Annotated in this window: 13 protein-coding genes and 1 tRNA gene; 1 reads left to right on the top strand and 13 read right to left on the bottom strand. The window is 39.1% G+C overall.

Annotated features, from left to right (window positions below; translation table 11 throughout):
- Positions 1 to 137: 137 nt before the first annotated feature.
- The 3 genes from ACIQAA_RS30520 to spoIIE form a co-directional block, all read right to left on the bottom strand.
- The gene (locus ACIQAA_RS30520) at positions 138 to 1,154 is read right to left on the bottom strand and encodes a protein kinase domain-containing protein (protein WP_402627185.1); all 1,017 of its coding nucleotides are present in this window, start codon (positions 1,152 to 1,154) and stop codon (positions 138 to 140) included.
- Positions 1,123 to 1,860 (bottom strand): VWA domain-containing protein, encoded by a 738-nt coding sequence (locus ACIQAA_RS30515; protein ID WP_402627183.1) that lies wholly within the window; start codon positions 1,858 to 1,860, stop codon positions 1,123 to 1,125. The genes ACIQAA_RS30520 and ACIQAA_RS30515 overlap by 32 nt, the downstream gene beginning before the upstream one ends.
- Before the next feature lie 95 nt (positions 1,861 to 1,955).
- The gene (gene spoIIE / locus ACIQAA_RS30510) at positions 1,956 to 4,436 is read right to left on the bottom strand and encodes a stage II sporulation protein E (RefSeq protein ID WP_402627137.1); all 2,481 of its coding nucleotides are present in this window, start codon (positions 4,434 to 4,436) and stop codon (positions 1,956 to 1,958) included.
- Positions 4,437 to 4,662: 226 nt separating this feature from the next.
- Here spoIIE and ACIQAA_RS30505 point away from each other — a divergent pair.
- Positions 4,663 to 4,736: transfer RNA gene (locus ACIQAA_RS30505), tRNA-Met, on the top strand.
- A gap of 115 nt (positions 4,737 to 4,851) precedes the next feature.
- Here ACIQAA_RS30505 and ACIQAA_RS30500 read toward each other — a convergent pair.
- The 10 genes from ACIQAA_RS30500 to mfd all read right to left on the bottom strand — a co-directional run bounded on the left by ACIQAA_RS30500 (position 4,852) and on the right by mfd (position 15,127).
- Positions 4,852 to 5,295, bottom strand: a complete 444-nt coding sequence (locus tag ACIQAA_RS30500; protein ID WP_402627134.1) for a S1 domain-containing RNA-binding protein — start codon at positions 5,293 to 5,295, stop codon at positions 4,852 to 4,854.
- A gap of 83 nt (positions 5,296 to 5,378) precedes the next feature.
- Positions 5,379 to 5,657 carry an FtsB family cell division protein gene (locus ACIQAA_RS30495; RefSeq protein WP_402627131.1) on the bottom strand — a complete coding sequence of 93 codons (279 nt, stop codon included), beginning with the start codon at positions 5,655 to 5,657 and terminating at the stop codon, positions 5,379 to 5,381.
- Between the two features lie 130 nt (positions 5,658 to 5,787).
- Positions 5,788 to 6,420, bottom strand: a complete 633-nt coding sequence (gene yabQ, locus ACIQAA_RS30490; RefSeq protein WP_402627129.1) for a spore cortex biosynthesis protein YabQ — start codon at positions 6,418 to 6,420, stop codon at positions 5,788 to 5,790.
- Positions 6,417 to 6,719, bottom strand: a complete 303-nt coding sequence (gene yabP, locus ACIQAA_RS30485; protein WP_095250671.1) for a sporulation protein YabP — start codon at positions 6,717 to 6,719, stop codon at positions 6,417 to 6,419. The genes yabQ and yabP overlap by 4 nt, the downstream gene beginning before the upstream one ends.
- A gap of 90 nt (positions 6,720 to 6,809) precedes the next feature.
- Positions 6,810 to 7,079 carry an RNA-binding S4 domain-containing protein gene (locus ACIQAA_RS30480; RefSeq protein WP_402627126.1) on the bottom strand — a complete coding sequence of 90 codons (270 nt, stop codon included), beginning with the start codon at positions 7,077 to 7,079 and terminating at the stop codon, positions 6,810 to 6,812.
- Positions 7,080 to 7,096: 17 nt separating this feature from the next.
- Complete coding sequence (gene yabN / locus ACIQAA_RS30475; RefSeq protein ID WP_402627123.1) at positions 7,097 to 8,557, bottom strand: bifunctional methyltransferase/pyrophosphohydrolase YabN; 1,461 nt, start codon at positions 8,555 to 8,557, stop codon at positions 7,097 to 7,099.
- Between the two features lie 6 nt (positions 8,558 to 8,563).
- Positions 8,564 to 10,186 carry a putative polysaccharide biosynthesis protein gene (locus ACIQAA_RS30470; RefSeq protein ID WP_402627120.1) on the bottom strand — a complete coding sequence of 541 codons (1,623 nt, stop codon included), beginning with the start codon at positions 10,184 to 10,186 and terminating at the stop codon, positions 8,564 to 8,566.
- A 229-nt stretch (positions 10,187 to 10,415) separates the two neighbouring features.
- Positions 10,416 to 10,664, bottom strand: a complete 249-nt coding sequence (locus ACIQAA_RS30465; RefSeq protein WP_402627117.1) for a hypothetical protein — start codon at positions 10,662 to 10,664, stop codon at positions 10,416 to 10,418.
- A gap of 200 nt (positions 10,665 to 10,864) precedes the next feature.
- The gene (gene spoVT, locus ACIQAA_RS30460; RefSeq protein ID WP_402627114.1) at positions 10,865 to 11,401 is read right to left on the bottom strand and encodes a stage V sporulation protein T; all 537 of its coding nucleotides are present in this window, start codon (positions 11,399 to 11,401) and stop codon (positions 10,865 to 10,867) included.
- 192 nt (positions 11,402 to 11,593) lie between these two features.
- A complete protein-coding gene (gene mfd / locus ACIQAA_RS30455) occupies positions 11,594 to 15,127 on the bottom strand; it encodes a transcription-repair coupling factor (protein WP_402627111.1) in 3,534 nt (1,177 codons plus the stop codon).
- Between the last annotated feature and the right edge of the window lie 54 nt (positions 15,128 to 15,181).

Here is a 15,181-nt window from a genome sequence, read left to right as displayed (position 1 = left end):
AAAGTTTCTTTAATAATTAATTTGAATAATCCTAGCTTACCACTTTTATGACAAAAGTATCAAAAACAAAGACCTAATGGTTTAGGTCTTTTTTTCCTTCCCTTTTATACGTTATGATTCACCATTAGTTTCAAAAATCAAAGAAGTTTTTGAAAAATATATAAAATGTATAAAAGTGCAATAGACATCATGATGATGATTGTTTCTGCCCAGCTGCTTTTTTTCTTTTTCTTTCGGTAATTATGCCTGGTTTTTGGCTGACTTCCGGTTTGATGAATCTTTTGTGTTTGAATCGTGCTTTTGGGATTAGCTGCAGTTGCGGCTGATTTATGGACTGTTCCGTGATTTTGACTGCCCAGGGCCAACGACATTATTTCGGTTCTCATTTGAAGTGCATTTGTGTAATGTCCTTGGAGGGCCTTTACGATGACCTTTTCGAATGGATGTAAATCTTTTTGTCTTCTAATGGCCTCTCTAAGCTGCGGGAGACCACCTGTTGTTTTGTTAAAGCGTTTTGGATAGACGGTATTAACCATAATCATAGCAACAGCAAATAAATCATAAGCAGGGTCGGCCTTTCTCGTTCCTAATCCCCAATATCCTCGATCATAGAACTCAGTGAATTCCTTAATTGCTCTCCCTTGAATCGTTGTGCCGCCAACATCAATGCACCTAATCTTTGGTGTTGGACCGGTAACGATTAAGTTTTCTGGTTTTAAATCTCCAAATACCCAGCCATTCTCATGCAGTTTATTCAAGTCATTTAATAATTGAAGAAAGAGGACAGTGGTCCATGATTTCCCCTTATTCTGAATAAAAGTCAGCAAGTCCGGTCCTTGAATATATTCCATCGTATAAAATGAAATCTGTCCTGTGTTACTATTCCAGTCATCCACATCAAGTAAAGAAGGCCCGAGGGCAGACCCTTGGACCTTTGCAAACGACCTTAATACATTCACCTCTGAGGTAATGGACATCCCGTTATCGCTCATCTTTAAGGCTACTTGCGAATTTTTAAACTTTGCAAGGTAGACAATGCCGTTTGCTCCATATCCTAGTTCCTTTAAAACTGTATATTTATTCGAATGCCATTTCCCTGTGATTACAGTGCCTGGAGCTACTTTACATCGACTCTTCAAGGAATGATTCATCATCACCGGTCATGAGACTCCTTAATGAACGTTTTGAATTAAATGAAGATAGAGCCGTACGGATTGCTGGTCCAGTTGGAGTAATTCCCCCTGTTGTAAGCTGAGAGAAGATACTTGTCAAAGATTGTAGCTTTGGCGTCCAATCTAGAATTTGTTCGACATCATTCTTTTTCCCGGGAAATACAAAAACGGCAAACTGATTATCACCTGTACGTGCATTTAAGCTTAGGGAAAGGTCAAGCAGGGCTTCTTTAACTGTTGGAAGCTTGTGTTTCATGCTTGCGCTTGTATCGACAAGAATCAACACCTCTAATTCGACAGTTTCTCCAAGTTCATCGACTACTTCCATGACTTCCCCTCTTTTCTCAGGAGGAAGATCTTCGATTGTCTGTGAACGCCCAAGAATTTGCTGAAGCTCCCGGTTTACTACACCTTGGATTGTCTGTGTCATTGCTTTTCTTGTAACCATTTGAACGGTTTGGGAGAGCTGCTGTGCATAAACAATTTGGCTGACTCCGCCTCCGGACATCGCTATTCCCTCTATTTCCGTCATTCCCTTTTCATCAATCACATCTTGTTCCATTACACCGATAACATTTACAGATATACCTTGTTCTTTTGCAAGTGCAGCCATGGCAATGGGATCTTCCCCTTGATTTGAACAGCCGTCTGTTATTAATAAAATCTGACGAATTTTCCCTGTATACATACTCATTCTCCCTCCACTTTTCGAGTTACCCCCATTTTCGACACTGTGGAGGGGATTTATACATATTTAAAGGATATACCGGATAAAATAATTGATTACGCTCGTTTCTTCATCTTTGTAACAGGGATACTCGCCCATTTAGGTGTATTGTGCTTTATCTTTGCGACCGCAATGGTCATATCATCACCAATCAAGTTATCCCGTGAACGAATCACCTCTTCCAATATTAGATCAGATATTTCCTGAGGATCCTGCGTTTGTAATTCTTGTATTTTTCGTTTCATCCACAAGTCATAATTTTCTACATGCTTTGGACCCTCAAAGATTCCATCACTCATCATAATGAGTAAATCTCCGGCTTTTAATTGCTCACTGACCACATCCACTTCAAATTCTTCTAAGATTCCTATCGGCAAATTACTGGCTTGGATTTTGATTACTTTATTTCCCCTTTTAATAAAACTAGGGGTTGAACCTATTTTTAAGAATTTCGCTGAAGCGTTTTGAAGATCAATCATCGCTAAGTCTAATGTCGCAAAAATTTCATCTGTCGTTCGAAGCGATAGAATGGAATTGACTGACTTTATGGCGACCTTTTCATCAATACCTGATTGCAGTATTTTTTGTAAAAGCTGCAGTGTCTCTTTACTCTCATAATGAGCTCTTTCTCCATTCCCCATTCCATCACTAATAGCAATAGCAAATTTCCCTAACCCAAGTTCCATGGTTGAATAGCTGTCACCTGAAACAAAACCGCCATCCATTGCAGCATGGGCCATTCCTGTTTCAACTGTATAAGCTTTTGACGATTGGAACACTACATGGCAGAAACCATTAGGATATGCAGCACATTCTTCGGAGGTAACGATAATCTGTTCTCCGAGAATATCAGATAGCATTGGTGCAATTAACTTTTCACACTCCCCATGTCCATTGCAAAATGGAACGGACATTTCGATATCCACATTTCCTGACTCAAGACTATAAATCTCGACATGCTCAACCTGGACACCGAATGCTTGAATGGACTCCAGAATTTGTTCTTCCTGCTTATGATGATTCTCTCTTTCGCGCTGGATCTCTTTTGCAAAGTTATCCATTACCTCGGAAACACCGAGGAGTTGATCTGCTACTAGTTTCCTGCTTTCCTGAACCTGTTTCTTTAATTTTTGGTTCGCTTGATAAAAGGTCAACTCCTGCCCAACTGCCTCATATACTCTTTTTGACCGGGTACAGTGCTTGTCCCATTCACGAGATAATTTAGGCGAAACTACGCCATCATTTTGATCCATCTCATGAATAATCTCTTCTAGATACCCATAGGTTGTATTAAAATTCTTCGCCCAGCACTGTTCCTTTTTAAAGCAAGTATTACAGGTTTTTTCCGTTACATGGCTCATAAAATAGTCCATTTCACGTTCATCTTCTCCATTGCTAGGCTTTGTTTCCATTTGTGAAAAACTATTTGAAAGTGCATGGAAGACACTTGAAAATTGAGCCACTCTTTGTGCCGTCACATCGCGCATTTTTCGCATGTATTTCTGTTGTTCTGTTGTATATTCTGGTGTACCAGGAATATATTTGGCCAATTTAGAAGTAAATAGCTGCGGTGTTAATAGGAAAAGTACAATCGCTGCAGCGGACTCCAATAATGTAATAGTTAATGGGCCCGAACCACCCTCCTGACCATACATTCCAATTAAAAGAGTTGCTATAAATAAACCAATCGCAACGCCTATTTTCTTCCCTTCTTTTAATAAACCGCCCAGTACCCCCGAAAACGCAAGCAGGCTCATATGATAGAAGCTTGAAACACTTGCAAGGCTAAAAATTAAACCCGTTACGACACCTACTGTCGAACCCACTGTGGCACCGGCAATAAATGAAAATACTAAAACCAGATAGCGAGACATAATATGCTCAAGTGATAAATCGTAAATTTTCCAGCCGATTGTTCCGGTCATGATTGAAGCAAGCATAATGATTAAGCAGACAATTTCCTCTGTTTTTAACAATTGTCTGCGCTTATTCAAGATTAATAAGGGGATGCTCTGTAAGAAGATTAGCGTTAGAATAAACGATAGACTGGCCTGAACACCAACCATCATTGCGTCATAAAGTGTCAGCTGCCTAGAAATAATAAAAGCCTCGGCTAATTTCCCCATCCCTAGAATGATGGCAACAAAAAATGGGATCATTCTCATTTCATTTTTAATCCATTTCTCACTAATTCGATAAATAACTAGAAAAAGAATGGATACCAAAAATGTAAATGCTGCATTCTTCAATGAGACAGTTGCTGCGCCCGCAACCAATCCTACTAGTGCCAGTGGAGACCGATCTCTTTTTATTAAAAAGACTGCAGCGAAAAAAGGCAGACTAAAGGGAGCAAGCGTGGATAGTATCAAAGCTCTTCCTAATAAGAAACCTACAATCAGTAACAGGTAACCCTTTATAAGAAAGAAGGATTCAACTTTTAATTGGAATTTTTTCAAGACGCCGTCCCAAGACCATTTAGAGGATCGAAAGTTAACCTCTCCGACCGGTTCTAGTAAACTCCGTTCTAGCTTTTCCATAAGTCACACTCCTCTATTAATTCTTGTTAAAGACTATTATAAAATTAATAGATTCAGAATTTTGTCAAATTAGTGAACGTATGCAAAGTTTCGTTCGACGGTTTCCACTATATTTATTCAAATAATGTTGACAAATCGAAAGGATGTCGGAATACGGAATAACTAAAAAAACTAATTGACACTATTAGTTTTCACCTGTATTATATTCATTGTGTCTTGAATACTTGGCGGTGTAGCTCAGCTGGCTAGAGCGTACGGTTCATACCCGTAAGGTCGGGGGTTCGATCCCCTCCGCCGCTATCTATTAAAAAGCGTCGACTTTTTCGACGCTTTTTTATTTTTGGCAAACAAAAAAGACAAGCCGCTTGACCTGTCTTGAATAGGCAATATATGTTTTTTATAAATAAGCAACAAGTTAACCCCTTCTAGCTCCTCTTCCGCCACGCTTAGATTCCGTATGACGTTTTAAAGAAGTTAAACGATCCTCACTATCTTTTAAAAACTTCGCCATTTTTGACTCGAACGTCTCTACTCTAGGAGCATTCCGATCATTTTGTCTGCCCTGACGAGGACGTTGTGAATGTGAGTTCGAGTGTGAATGGGATCTTTGCGGCGCCTCAGGTCTATCTTTTGCCTTTTTTATGGATAGCCCAATTTTCCCATCTTTCTCGACATTGATGACTTTAACCTCTACTTGGTCACCAACTTTAAGATGATCATTGATATCTTTCACATAATTGTCAGCAACCTCACTGATGTGTACGAGTCCAGTTGAGCCATCAGGCAGCTCCACAAAAGCTCCGAAATTTGTAATCCCTGTTACCTTTCCTTGTAACTTGCTGCCTACTTCGATTGACATAAAAAGAATTTTCCTCCTTAAGAAATAAAAAAATCATACCTGTTTTATATTATACAAAATGGCAAAAAAAAGTGTCAATAAGACTAGTTATTGTTTGTTTTTACCTTTTTTTCTTCTGGTATATTGAAGATAATTTCACCATTTTCCGAGAAAAAATATTCTTTTCTAGCAAGCTTAGCAAGGTATTCATCATCATTAAGCTTTACGATATCTTCTTTAAGGATTTGCTGTTGTTTTTTTAATTGCGTCAGCTCTTGTTCCAGCTGTCTCTTTTGTGCCACTTTTTTATCCAAAGTCGAGGATTGGGAAATAAAGCTAGTAATCATTAAATATGACATGACAGCAGCAAATACTAAAAACAAGGAAAGTCTTCTATATAATAATTTCCTTTTCCTAGCTGAAGCAATTTCTGCTACTTCTTGCTGGTGGACATAAGTTGATTGGATTTTGGCTATATTCTTTTCTTTTACTGAACTCAGTTCCCATCCCTCCTTACTCTTTTGGTTTTTTCCACTTTTTGCTCCACTTTACTAAATAGTTCTTGATTTCCATAAAAATTCCTGCCGTTTTATTATATAACTTCTCGACGTATTTTTTAATACTTTTCGGCAAAAGTTTCCAAAGAATTAATATTATCTTCACGATTGGCACCCATAGTACCTTAAGAATAAACAATAAAACCTTTAAAATAAATTTGACAAGGGAAAAAGTCCCCCTGCCAAGTAGAATAATAATAGAAATTAGCAGCTGAATGATGCCTACGACAGGTTTATAGATAAGCAGTTGGAAAGTCCTTCTTAAAAACTGATAAAGTGCTATTACACTTCTTATCATGAATTCAAGTAATTTTAAGTATATACCTTTAAATAAACTTTGATAGGCCGCGAATCCGCAAAGAAGGGCAACGAAAATGTAGAAACGTAACTCTCCATTGTTAACAAGGAATAGAATGTAAAAGATAATTAGTGCTTGAATGACCCAAAACATCAAGTCATTAATAAAAACAATCCATGACTTTCGGTTAGGCCGGTCTAAGAAACGCTGATAGGTATCAAACATAACTCCAAACAGCGAACCCATCCCAATCATTGAAAGCATGGTGAGGAATTGAGTGGAGAGTGTCATCGGAACAACTTACTAAAGAACCCTTTAGCTTTCTCCCCATGCTGTTCATCTAAGTACACTAAGTCAAATATCTTTCCCTTAATGGAGACAATCCCCTTTTCTACATCGAGGTTTTTCATTTGCAGGTTTTGCCCTTTAATCGCTAAAAATCCCATAGAAGTTTCTAATAAGAACTCCTCATTATCAAAGCTCTCTACTTGTTTAACACCTGTTATATCGAGAAGTTTTCTTCCCCTCATGATGACATCATGCTCTGGAACAGTACTTTTGACAGGATTTGTTTCATAATATTGGCTCATCATTCATCCCTCACAATCATTTGTACAACCATTTATTACATTTTTATGTAAGGGATAAATGAATTAGAACAAGCCTTTTCGGTGCTATGATTAGAACTGTGTTTCGCCAATTCTTTCGTCTTTAATAATCGTGTACATTTCAGCTGCTGCTTCTTTGCGAGTTGTATCTTGAATTTGATCAATTCTTGCTGTAACCAGTCTTTGTCCAAGACGGATTGTAATTTCGTCACCAACTTTTACTGTGGAACTTGCTTTAGCCTCTTTTCCGTTTATGAGAATTCTCCCTTGATCGGAAACCTCTTTTGCCAGAGTCCTTCTTTTTATTAGTCTTGATACCTTTAAATACTTATCTAATCTCATTAAATGCTCCCCCGTTTCTAAAGTCCTTTTGATTTTGCTTCATCCCAAAATTGATCAAGCTCCTCAAGTGAATGCTCCTCAATAGACTTACCGCTTTTCTTTACATTTTCTTCTATAAATCGAAATCTTCGAATAAACTTTTCATTGGTTTCAAATAACGCCTCTTCAGGATGTATTTCCAGAAACCTTGCGACATTCACAAAAGCAAACAGGATATCACCAAATTCTTTTTTAGCCTCAACAAAACTTGCCTGCATTATCTCATTCTCAAATTCCTCAAGCTCTTCTTTCACTTTCTTCAGAGCTGGTGTTATTTCCTGCCAATCAAAGCCAACTTTTGCCGCTTTCTTCTGAATTTCGTAAGCTCTTAATAAATTCGGCAACGATTTGGAAATACCCTCAAGCAGAGAGGATTCTGTTTCGCCCTTTTCCTGCTTCTTAATTTCCTGCCAGTTACGAAGAACTTCTTTAGAATCCTCTGCTTTCTTATCGCCAAAAACATGTGGATGTCTGCGAATCATTTTCTCCGATAGTACCTCAATGATATCCTCAATCGCAAAGTAGCCTTCATCCTCACCGATTTGGGCGTGAAGCATAACCTGCAGCAAAACATCACCGAGCTCCTCTATTAAATGGTCAATATCACCACTATCAATCGCTTCGATTACTTCATAGGTTTCTTCAATCAAGTACTTTTTTAATGACTCGTGTGTTTGTTCCTTATCCCATGGACAGCCATTCGGACCTCTTAATACAGCAATAATCTCCCGCAGCTTGGAGAAATTTTTCAGCATGATTTGTTCATCCTGTACAGGAGGTACATAAACAGACGTCAGATTATCAAGGGTTACTTTTCGATCTAACTCATACAAAGGAACCCGCTCAATGCGTTCATTCCTGCCTCCCGCGGCCGTAACAATGACAACCTCATAATCATCAGGAAGTCTTTCCATAAGGGTTAGTTTAATATTTGAAGCGACAAACTGGTCATAGACCTGACTTATAAAAATATGCTGATCTATTTGCAGCTGACTGGATTTGAGCAAGGTTCCATCTAAAAGCTGAAAACCATCTACAGGATCAATTTTTAGTGATTGAAAAATGGCATCAATAAAGCTTTGACCACCGCCAATGATGATGTCTACATCCTCTTTTGAGCCAAATTCCAGAAGCAGCTGCACCGTTCTTTCGGCGACAAGAGGATGACCTGGAACCGCATAAATCACCTGCTCCGTTTTTGCTTTTTCCAGCAGGGTCTGGACAATTTCTTGATATACCTCTTCAAATTGGTCATGCTTTTCATAAATGAAATCAAATGATGAAAAGCCCAGTCCTTCTTGAACTAGTTCTGCAATAACGGGATGTTCCTTTGTTCTTAAGTAAACATGATCTGCCTTCATTAACTTCTTATAAACGCCTAATGGGAGCTGTTCAAGATCTCCCGCTCCTAAACCGAGAACTTCAATTGTTTTGCCCATATATTTCTAACTCCTATTCTTCTTAGGTAATAAAAGGCTTAATTTGCTGCCGAAAGGAAATAATGATAATTCTTTTTCCAAAAAGACGCCCCCTCTAATGATAAAAAACAAGAAAAGGAATCCTCCTGAAACGGCACCTCCGAGCGCCTGTATAGCTGCCATTATCCTTTCGGTTCCAACCGGAATGGTAATCATATCTGTTAAGGCTAGACAGCCTTTTAAAAGGAGTACCATCATGAAAGCAGCTGTCATAAGGGTGCGAAGGAAGTGAAACGATAGCAGCGGTATGTGTTGCATTTTTTTAAATTTCATGTAAAGAATGCAGCAAGCAAAAACTAACGTGATGATGGTTGCATAAGCTGCCCCCATGGTCCCAAATGCCGGTACAAAAAAATGATTTAAAATGTATTTTAAAGGAAAGGCTGCTAGAACGATTACAGCAGGAAAAAGCAATGACCCCAGCCCCTGCATGATCGCAATAATCGTCGTAATGATTGAGCTAAGGAGAATAACAAAACTAAGAACTCCTAATACGGATGAACCTGAGTTATTCTCAAATAGCATAATATTGGCTGGTTCAATAATTGCCCATAGGCCCACAGAAGCTCCGACACCAATGACGACTGCAATTCTTAAAGCCAGCTGAATTTTATCCTGTAAGAAGGACATGTCCTTTTTTATTCTTGCACTTGTTATTAACGGTACAAGTGACAAGGACATGGATGCAGCAACAATAGTCCCTAACTGGATTAATGGCTGCCCGCGATCAAATATTCCCTTTATCCCCTTGGCCATTTCTTTCCCATATCCATTCTCTGTTAATAAAGAGTAAAGGTTCAATGCATCAGCCATTTGTATCAAAATCATCAACATGCCGCTGATACAGATTGTCAGACCTTGATAGGCCAGCGTTCTTAAAATAATGCCAGCCTCTCGATAATAGCCCGACAGCATTCCTTTTCGTGGAGCAATTACTCCCCATTCTTTACGAATCCAAAGGAATGTAAACAAAATAATGGCTGAAACCATACTCCCAGTAATCGACCCAAACATGGCCCCTCCGCCAATTAGATACAGCGAATAACCCAGCTTGGTTAGAACATATGCCAAAAAAAGAATGGTGAAAGCCCTTATTAATTGTTCACCCACCTGTGATATGGCCGTTGGCACCATGTCCCCCTTCCCCTGATAATAGCCTCTCAAAATAGAGGCAATCGGAAATAATAAAAAGACAATCGAGACAACCCTAAGTAAAATGGCTAACTTCTCGTCATTCATCCAAATAGCGATATAATCGGAACCAAAATATAGAATAAGAAAACATATAAGTCCAAATAACTGTAAAATCATGAACGAGATAAATAAAAGCCGTCTTATGTTCTCATGGTCACCTTTTACCTTTTGTTCAGCATATAACTTAGAAATAACCACCGGAAAACCTGTTGTCGCCAAGACCATGGCAAGACCATAAAATGGGTATACCTGCTGATATATGTAAAAGCCAACATCCCCAACAATATTTTGAAACGGAACCCGATATACAGCACTTAGGATTTTTGTAACTAATGCTGCAACGGCTAAAATAAAAGCCCCCCTAAAAAGAGCCTTTGACTGGTTTACGTGCTTCATTTTTTATCTCCTAACTAACGTAACTCGTGTGTATTATAGCATATTATAAAGCGGAAGCGCCTTGTTCAGGGGCGACATGTATAAGACGAGCCGGCGAGAAGGTTGGTCTCTACCTTCTTGACAGCGGCTTATTCCCGTAAACCCTGTTCTCTTGATTTATCGGCACTATAAACCTCTTTTAGTTCCCGTAAATCCTGTTCTCTTGATTTATCGGCACTATAAACCTCTTTTAGTTCCCGTAAACCCTGCTCTCCTGATTTATCGGCCTATGAGCCTCTTTTAGTTCCCGTAAATCCTGCTCTCTTGATTTATCGGCACTATAAACCTCTTTTAGTTCCCGTAAACCCTGCTCTCTTGATTTATCGGCACTATAAACCTCTTTTAGTTCCCGTAAATCCTGCTCTCTTGATTTATCGGCACTATAAACCTCTTTTAGTTCCCGTAAATCCTGCTCTCTTGATTTATCGGCACTATGCACCTCTTATTGTTCGAGTTCCGAGGAGCCACAACTAGACAAGCTTATGACCCAGAGCCCCCTTGGCACTCCTCAGAAAAGCTAACGCTTTTCTTTCGTGCGATGTATCGCTTCCGAAGCCTACTCTTGCTCAGCTGGATTATCGAGAAAAATAAAAAAGACAGCTAAGGCTGCCTCTTTTATTTGTGAGAATAATATTAGTTCTACGACTCCATTTGTCTTGCTAAAAATCCAGCAGCAGTTTCAACAGCCTTTTTCTCTACTTCCCCAAGGGTTCCTTCTTTTGAATAGATGATAACTGCTCCAATTGGATCGCCGTTTGCAATGATTGGTCCAATTGTATAAGATGAAATGGTTTCATCGTTGCCATCGGCTAACGAAATATCACCTTGCTGCGTGACAAGGACCGAAGTACGGTCTTCCATTGTTTTTTCAACTAAATCGCTTATATTTTTATTTAGATAATCTTTTTTAGAACTGCCTGCTAATGCAATATAACTGTCCCTATCACAAATTAATACCGGGTTTCCGAGGCTGTCAAAAAGGGCTTCTGCATACTCTTTGGCAAAATCGCTTAACTCGCTGATTGGTGAATACTTCTTTAAGATAACTTCTCCATCTCGATCCACAAAGATCTCTAACGGATCCCCCTCACGGATACGCAGCGTTCTGCGTATTTCTTTGGGAATGACCACACGACCCAAATCATCGATTCGACGAACTATTCCAGTTGCTTTCATCCAATGTTGCCTCACTTTCATCTGATGATTTTACTAACTTGGTTATGATAATCCTTCCTGTAGATGGAATCATCACCAACTTTGAACTTAGTATCTTTCATCTGGAAAGTTCTATACACATTCGTAATATTTTTTCACAAACAGAAAAATTATCCTATTACTGGAGAATTTAACTCCTGCCAATTTACATAGTTATACAGGATTTTCCTGACCCTTTTTTGCAGCTTGAAGCCCCTTTATCATCTCAAATGCAATATTTAGCCAGTGTGCAGTTTCTGTCCCTTTAATCTGAAGGGTCATTTTTAGTTTCTGGCCCTCCATTCCAAGACCAATCATTCTTGGATATTTACTGCTGATAGCAAATACCTTTTGTCCGTCAATTGTGCTGCTGGCTCGTTCATTGACTAAAATGGTTATCTCCTGTTTAGCTTGTTTAATGCTTTCAACACCCGCTAGAAGCGCATAAACCTTCATTTCTGCCACCTGGAATAGATAATCAACTTCTTCAGGATATTCACCAAAACGATCAAGCATCTCTGCTTGAAGTTCTTCAATATCTTCCAGTGTTTGCAGGCCTCTAAAACGCTTATACATTTCAATTTTTTGATGACCATCTTTAATGTAGGTATCAGGGATATAGGCATCTAGTTCTAAATCAATTTCTACAGAAGCTTTTTGCTCTGCCTTCAAATCACCTTTTCTTTCCTCAATTGCTTCTTTTAGCATTTGAGAGTACAGATCAAATCCTACTGAATCGATGAATCCATGCTGCTGTGCCCCTAGTAAATTACCTGCACCCCTAATGGATAAATCACGCATAGCGATTTTAAAACCGGAACCAAGCTCCGTAAATTCCTTTATTGCCTGTAATCGTTTTTCCGCTACTTCTGTCAATACCTTATCCTTCCGGTGCGTGAAGTAAGCATATGCCACACGATTTGACCTTCCAACACGGCCGCGAAGCTGATAAAGCTGTGAAAGTCCCATCCGATCAGCATCATAGACAATTAACGTGTTTACATTAGGAATATCTACCCCGGTCTCAATGATGGTTGTGCTGACTAGCACATCAAACTCACCGGATAAAAAGCTGAGCATTACCGATTCCAATTCATTTTCTGACATTTGCCCATGTGCAAACGTGACACGAGCATCTGGAACAAGCATGGAAATTTCTTCGGCCTTCCGTTCAATATCTTCCACTCTGTTATATAAAAAGTATACTTGTCCGTCACGTGCCAGCTCTCTCTCGATTGCTTCTCTGACAAGCGAACCATTGTATTCCATTACATACGTTTGAACGGGGAAACGGTTCTCTGGCGGTGTTTCAATAACAGATAAATCACGAACACCGAGCATGGACATATGAAGTGTTCTCGGTATCGGTGTTGCCGTTAATGTTAAAACATCGATATTTGTTTTTAACCTTTTTATCTTTTCTTTGTGGGTTACCCCAAATCTTTGCTCTTCATCAATGATTAATAAACCTAAATCACGATAAACGATATCTTTCGAAAGGATACGATGTGTTCCAATTACCACATCGACTGTACCTGCTTTTAATCCTTTAATGGTTTCTGTTTGCTGCTTTTTAGAACGGAAGCGGCTTAAGAGACCAATATTGATTGGATAGTCTTGGAATCTTTCTCTCATCGTCTCAAAATGCTGCTGGGCCAAAATCGTTGTTGGTACAAGCAGTGCCACTTGTTTACCATCAGCAATCGCTTTGAAGGCAGCACGAATCGCGACCTCTGTTTTTCCATAGCCAACATCACCGCAAAGTAAGCGGTCCATTGGTCTAGATCTTTCCATATCCTTTTTAATCTCATGGATGGACCGAAGCTGGTCCTCAGTTTCCTGGTAGGCAAAAGCCGTTTCAAACTCCCTCTGCATGTCCCCATCCGGAGAAAAGGCATAACCTACAGCAGCTTCGCGTTCTGCATAAAGCTTAATTAGATCATCGGCAATGTCTTGAACGGAGGATTGAACTTTCTTTTTAACCTTTTTCCAATCACTGCCGCCGAGCTTATAAATTTTTGGCTCTTTGCCTTCTGAAGCAACATACTTCTGAACAAGATCAATTTGCTCGACTGGAACATAAAGCTTATCTGTCCCATGATATCGAAGATGGAGATAATCCTTATGAACACCATTTATTACCAGAGTCTCAATACCTAAGTATTTTCCGATCCCATGGTTAACATGAACAACATAATCCCCGACTTTAAGTTCAGAATAACTCTTAATCCTTTCGGCATTTGAAAGCTTTTGTCTATTAGTAGATTTTTTGACACGTTTAGTAAAAAGCTCTTCCTCTGTAATGACAGCAAGCTTTTGAATTGAAAGCTCGAATCCAGTTTGCAGGTTCCCTTTCATAATCTGCACTTTTCCAGGTAATAGCTGCTGGCCGCTGCGTGCAATGGAGGCGTCTATTTCATAATCCTCTAAAACTCGTTCTAATTTTTTTACTCTTTCATCATCTGGTCCTAAAAAGAGAACCGAATAATTTCCTTTTTTCCATCTGTCGACTTCTGATTTCAGCAGGTGCATTTGTCCATGGAAATTTTGCATTTGTTTACAGGAAACATTGATAATATTTTGCGGACTCGTATTCGCAACATGACGAAGAAACAAACTCATATATAGAATCGGAAACTCGTTCTTTTGAAGCAGCCCGTGTAAATCATGGGAAATAGCCAAATCATGAATAATTTGACCTTCACTAAGCAGGGCAGTATACCATTCTGCCTCTTCTTTTATTAATGAGTCATTCATCTCTTGGACCCGGCTTATTTCATCAATAAAGACCATTCCATTAGAAGGAAGATAGTCTAGTAAACTAGTACCCCCTTCGTATGCTAGTGAAAGATATTTAAATACATGATCTGGTTTATGACTATTTTTTAATTGCTCGAGCTCATAACTAATATTTTGCGAGAGCTGAATTTTTGCTTTATCGTCCTTTAATTTCCGCAGACTTTTTGCTAACCCATCCTCCAGATTACCAATTAACCGGCTATAATTCTCTGCCTCAAAAAGAACCTCCGTAGCAGGTCCAATTAAAACTTCACCTGTTTTCTCAATGGAACGCTGGTCTTCTAAGGAAAAATAGCGGATTGAATCAATCTCCGTATCAAATAATTCAATTCTTATCGGATTGCTCACGGTAAGTGGATAAATATCAATGATCCCGCCCCTGATACTAAACTCACCCGGTGTCGAAACCATATCTACCCGAACATATCCCATCTTAACAAAAGTGGTTAGTACCTCTGCTACATCAAGGTCATCACCTATCTTATAGGTCAGCTGGTACTTCTTCCAGACGTTTTTTGGAGGAATGACTTTTCTTAGCCCAGCAATAGGAACAATCATAATACCCTTTTTTTTCTTACTAAAATGGTTTAAGGCCTCAATCCTTTGTGCCTTTAACTCTGGACTCGCAATACTCATTTCAGCAGCTATTAGTTCATTTGCTGGGAAAAGAAAAACTTCATCCTCACTTAATAGATTTACAATATCATCATATAGTTTTTGTGCTTGCAAGAGATTATGGGTAATAAATAGAATCGGTCTGTTCATCTGCTCGTAAATAGCAGCGGTTAGGACTGTTCTAGAAGAACCCGACAATCCAGCAATAAGCTGTTCCTTCAAGCCCTCTTGGACTCCAGATATGATAGAGTGAATATCTTCTTGATCTAGAAATAATGATTTTAAACCTTTCAAAAGCCCGTTCCTCCTCTCTCCTGAATCTTTTTTAGTATTTTAACGATACGTTAA

This window comes from Neobacillus sp. NPDC093182 (assembly GCF_044754045.1).
The sequence above is the reverse complement of the archived record's forward strand: the minus strand, read 5'-3'. Positions and strand labels throughout refer to the sequence as shown.